Origin of the sequence: Dialister sp., from assembly GCF_036343215.1 — a bacterium.
In the GTDB taxonomy this organism is placed as follows: Bacteria; Bacillota; Negativicutes; order Veillonellales; family Dialisteraceae; genus Dialister.
In genome coordinates this window covers 1-4111 of the sequence record NZ_JAZASU010000125.1, presented here as the reverse complement: position 1 = coordinate 4111, position 4111 = coordinate 1, and the positions used below count along the sequence as shown (strand labels likewise).

Annotated in this window: 6 protein-coding genes; 1 reads left to right on the top strand and 5 read right to left on the bottom strand. The window is 47.1% G+C overall.

All coding sequences use genetic code 11. The annotated features are described in order from the left end of the window. On the top strand, positions 1 to 260 hold a 260-nt coding region (locus VZT47_RS09510; protein WP_330224728.1), incomplete at its 5' end, for a hypothetical protein. Positions 261 to 449: 189 nt separating this feature from the next. Here the strand turns inward: VZT47_RS09510 and VZT47_RS09505 are convergent. From VZT47_RS09505 to VZT47_RS09485, 5 genes are all read right to left on the bottom strand, one after another. Beyond that, complete coding sequence (locus VZT47_RS09505; RefSeq protein ID WP_330224727.1) at positions 450 to 893, bottom strand: universal stress protein; 444 nt, start codon at positions 891 to 893, stop codon at positions 450 to 452. A gap of 12 nt (positions 894 to 905) precedes the next feature. After that, positions 906 to 1322 carry a universal stress protein gene (locus VZT47_RS09500; RefSeq protein WP_330224726.1) on the bottom strand — a complete coding sequence of 139 codons (417 nt, stop codon included), beginning with the start codon at positions 1320 to 1322 and terminating at the stop codon, positions 906 to 908. A gap of 68 nt (positions 1323 to 1390) precedes the next feature. After that, positions 1391 to 1819, bottom strand: coding sequence for a universal stress protein (locus VZT47_RS09495; protein WP_330224725.1), 429 nt, complete (start codon positions 1817 to 1819; stop codon positions 1391 to 1393). A 354-nt stretch (positions 1820 to 2173) separates the two neighbouring features. After that, entirely contained in the window at positions 2174 to 2587 is a 414-nt protein-coding gene (locus VZT47_RS09490) for a universal stress protein (RefSeq protein ID WP_330224724.1), read from the bottom strand. Positions 2588 to 2750: 163 nt separating this feature from the next. Continuing rightward, positions 2751 to 3656 (bottom strand): zinc-ribbon domain-containing protein, encoded by a 906-nt coding sequence (locus tag VZT47_RS09485; protein ID WP_330224723.1) that lies wholly within the window; start codon positions 3654 to 3656, stop codon positions 2751 to 2753. Between the last annotated feature and the right edge of the window lie 455 nt (positions 3657 to 4111).

The window sequence follows — 4111 nt, the reverse complement described above, 5'->3', positions numbered from 1 at the left end:
GAAATATCCGACCAATCAGCCACCCCGGCACCTTACTATGTCTCACGAGAAGCATACGCCCATTACGATTTCTGCTGCCGATTGATCAGTATGTCCCGGAATTCTGGGAACCCGGCTCTATCCTCCAGTCCTTCATTTACGGGAGGACTTGTTTTCGTGCTCAAAAAGCCGCTCATCACAACGTGATGGGCGGCTTTTTTGCGTTATACTTCTCAGTTGGCAGTAAATTCAACCTTGCGGGCAGCCGGATTTCCGAATGATTATAAAATTTCAAAATATATGGAACCCCAGTGTATGGATCCGGATGAGACAGCTGAGAACTAATATCTGATAACTTTTATACAAACTGGGCGCCTTTTATTTCCAAAGGCGCCCAACATTCACTAAGAACTGATCACTGATCACTTTTTACCAGTATTCTTATTCAAGGCTTCAATACATACAGTTTCCTACTTTACAACCAGCACCGGGCATTCCACATGATGAATGGTATAGTAGCTGACGCTCCCGGAAATCATGGAGGAAATGGCTCCTTTTCCGCTGGTTCCCATGACGATGAGATCGGATTCATCATCTTTGGCGGTGAGAGTAATCATGACTTCCGGAACTCCCATGAGAATATCGGATTTCACTCTGGCACCGGACGGAAGATTCTGCATGAGCCCGGCGAGTACTGCGGATCCTTTTAATTTCAAGGGGCTGGAATCATCCGGTTTTTTTGTCATGTGGATGGTATAGTCCGAAGAAGTGATGCCTGCAATGGGAGCCACATAGAGAAGATGGATTTCCGCATCAAAAAGTTTTGCCAGGCCCAGGGCATACTCGAAGGCCCGGGCGGAAGCTTTCGTACTGTCTACGGGAACCAGGATTTTCTTGACTTCCTTTTCACTCATACATTTCCTCCCTTATTTCACAATGAGTACGGGGCATTCCGAATGGTGAACCACATAATGGCTGACACTTCCCATAACGAAGGAGGAAATGGAACCTTTCCCGCTGTTGCCCATGACGATGAGATCCATATCTTCCGATTCACTGACAATGGAATTGCCGGGCATGCCGAAGACCACTTTCTTTTCCGCTTTCACATCTTTCGGCGCATCGGCCAGATAGATGTCAAGAATGGCTTCGCCTTTCTTAATGAATGGATCTTCCGGATGTTCCGGGAGTTCCTTGTAGGCAGGAATCAGGGTTTCCGGGTCCATGACGTAAAGCATGGTGATTTCTGCATCCGTTTTTTCTGCCAGGAAGCAGGCTTCCCGGAAAGCACGTTCCGACGCATCGGAACCATCGATGGGGACAAGGATTTTTTTGATTTCCATAATAAGATCTCCTCCATTCAAAGTAAAAATGTATAGAGGGCACCGCGATTCCCTCTGAATGAACAGACTTATTTCACGATAAGGACGGGGCAGGAGGAATGGCGGACCACATAATGGCTCACGCTTCCCATGACAAAGGAGGAAACAGAACCTTTCCCGCTGTTTCCCATAACGATGAGGTCTGCTTTTTCCTCTTCTGCGGCCCGGATGATGCAGGACCCGGGGACACCGATTTCCACTTTTTTCTCGATTTCCAGATCCTCCGGCCCGTCATGGGCATAGAGGTCCAGCACTTCCCTTCCCTTTGCCTTGATGGAACCCGTATCCGTGGCTGCCAGATTGACTTTGTAAACCGGGAACATCAATACATCCGCATCTACCACATAAAACATGGTGATTTTCGCTCCCGCCTTTTCCGCCAGCATGCAGGCCTGGGAAAAAGCCCGTTCCGAAGCATCGGAACCATCAATGGGAACAAGAATTTTCTTTATTTCCATAGACAGGACCTCCTTTGAAATATAATTCTCTCTTCATTTCTATTATATATCATTGGAAACAGATTGAGAAATAAGGCTTTTGAATAGGAAATGAAAGAAAAAGTAATACGTGGCAATGTACAATAATGACTCTATGGATTGAGCTGCCTGGTTTACAAAGTTATCAGTTATCAGTTCTTAGTTCTCAGTAAAGGATAGCCCGCCTCAAATCAGGAAGCGGGCTTTTTATATGAGGAAATATAGAATAAACCAGCCTGAATGCATTGAACAGGATAAACATGTAAAAAGTGCGGCGCCTATGATTCTGCGCCGCACCAGCACTAAAAACTGATAACTGATAACTGATAACTATTTTTATTTCACAATCACTACCGGGCAGTTTACATGCTGCAGGGCATAATGACTGACACTGCCGATGACAAAGGAAGAAATGGCACCTTTACCGCTGTTTCCCATAACGATGAGATCCACTTTTTCCTCATCTGCAATGCGGACCAGATCGGTGGTGGGAAGGCCGATTTCCACTTTTTTCTCGATTTCCAGACCTTCCGGAGCTTTTCCCGCAAAATCGTCGACTACAGCCCGGCCTTTTTTCGTCACATATTCGATATCTTCCGGTTTCACTTCTACCCGGAAGCCGGGAATGATGACGACATTGAGGAGAACGAGTTTTGCACCCATCCCTCTGGCCATGGCGCAGGCACAGTCAAAGGCCCGGGCCGATGGTTTCGAACCGTCTACGGGGACAAGAATCTTTTTGATTTCCATAATAAGACCTCCTTTAAATATATGTTTCTTTTTGAAATATAATAACTTTGCTTGCATATCGTTTGTATTCCGGATTTCGGATTTCGGATTTCGGATTGCGGGATAGTGGGCGCCTGAAAATCATATGGGCGCCCCTTTATATTTTTTTACGATTTCAGAGAATTCAATGACGAAGCGGGTCGGCGCCGTATTTATTCGGTCCCTGGATGCCCCGGCCGAAAAGGAGACACATGCCGTAGACAAAGAAAGCGGCGGCCACAATGAAGGAGAGAAAATGGCTGTCCGCCGCTTCCAGAATGGGCGTCAAAGGAAGATTCAGAAGATAGAGGCAGCCGAAGAGGGTGCTCTTCCCCATATCATGGGCCCGGCGGATGGAAAGAGACAGGGCTCCCAGGTAGAAAGGCAGCTGGAAAACCAGGTAAAGAAGGCAGCCAAGCAGGAAAGCCAGTCCTTCGCCGGCCAGGAGAGACCCCGCAATGCCTACGACAATTACTGAATAAACGATGAAGAAAATAATGGTAAGCAATATGCCCCAGGTGAAATAACGCCAGCGGTTCAGACGGCCCACGAAATTGAAAAACCGTCCGCGGAAGGAGGTATCGGAAAAACCGTCGGAATTCACCGGGCTCCAGCCTTCCAGGATATGGTCCAGCTTGTCCGAAAGGCTCTCTTCCCCATAGGTCCTGTAATCTTCCCGGGAAGACGTATCGCGGTACGCATTGTTTTCCTCGTGAGCTTCCTCTTTCGGGAAATCCGGCTCTTTTTCTTCTTTGCCAAAAGGGACAGGAACAGGAGCCGTCCCGAAAATCGTCTTCTTCGGTTCCTCTTCCTGTTCTTTGAAAATTTCCGATATTTCTTCAGGCTCCTCCTTTTCCGGAGATTCTTCCGTGAGAGAAGCCCCGCAGTTCGGGCAGAACTTCGCCCCCGCTTCATAAGGTTTGCCGCAGTTCGGGCATATTTCCCTTTTTATTTCCTCCCAGTCCAGCTTCTCCCCGCAATGGGAGCAGAACTTTTCGCCCTCCTCCACTATTTCCCCGCAGGAAGGGCAGTGAAACTCTCTGTCATCCATATCTTTTACCTTCTCATCATGAGAAAAATGAATCCCCTATACCAATATGTATCTATAATAAATTATATCATTTCCCCCATTCCCCATCTCTTTAACAGAATAAATTTCATTAAAAAATTAGTTTATAATGAGATGAAAAAAGGTTTAGGTGCGGGGGAGGGAGCCGTTAGCCGTTAGCCGTTAGCCATTAGCAGTTGGAAAGCTGAATGGCCATCTCGTCCTTGAAACTGTACATAAGGGTTAATGGGTTAACAGGAATGACGCAAACCGTCAGCGTCACTATCCCCCAAGTGTCCCCTTGAGGGGGCATATGTTTTCCTTTCAGCTCACTTTCGATGCTTACCAGAGTACAACCCCTTCCCCTCCGCTTCGCTCCGGGACCTCCCCTGACCAGGGTAATGGCAACAAAATAAGGACATCAAAAATCTAATATTGTGGATTTTTATGTTTATTAG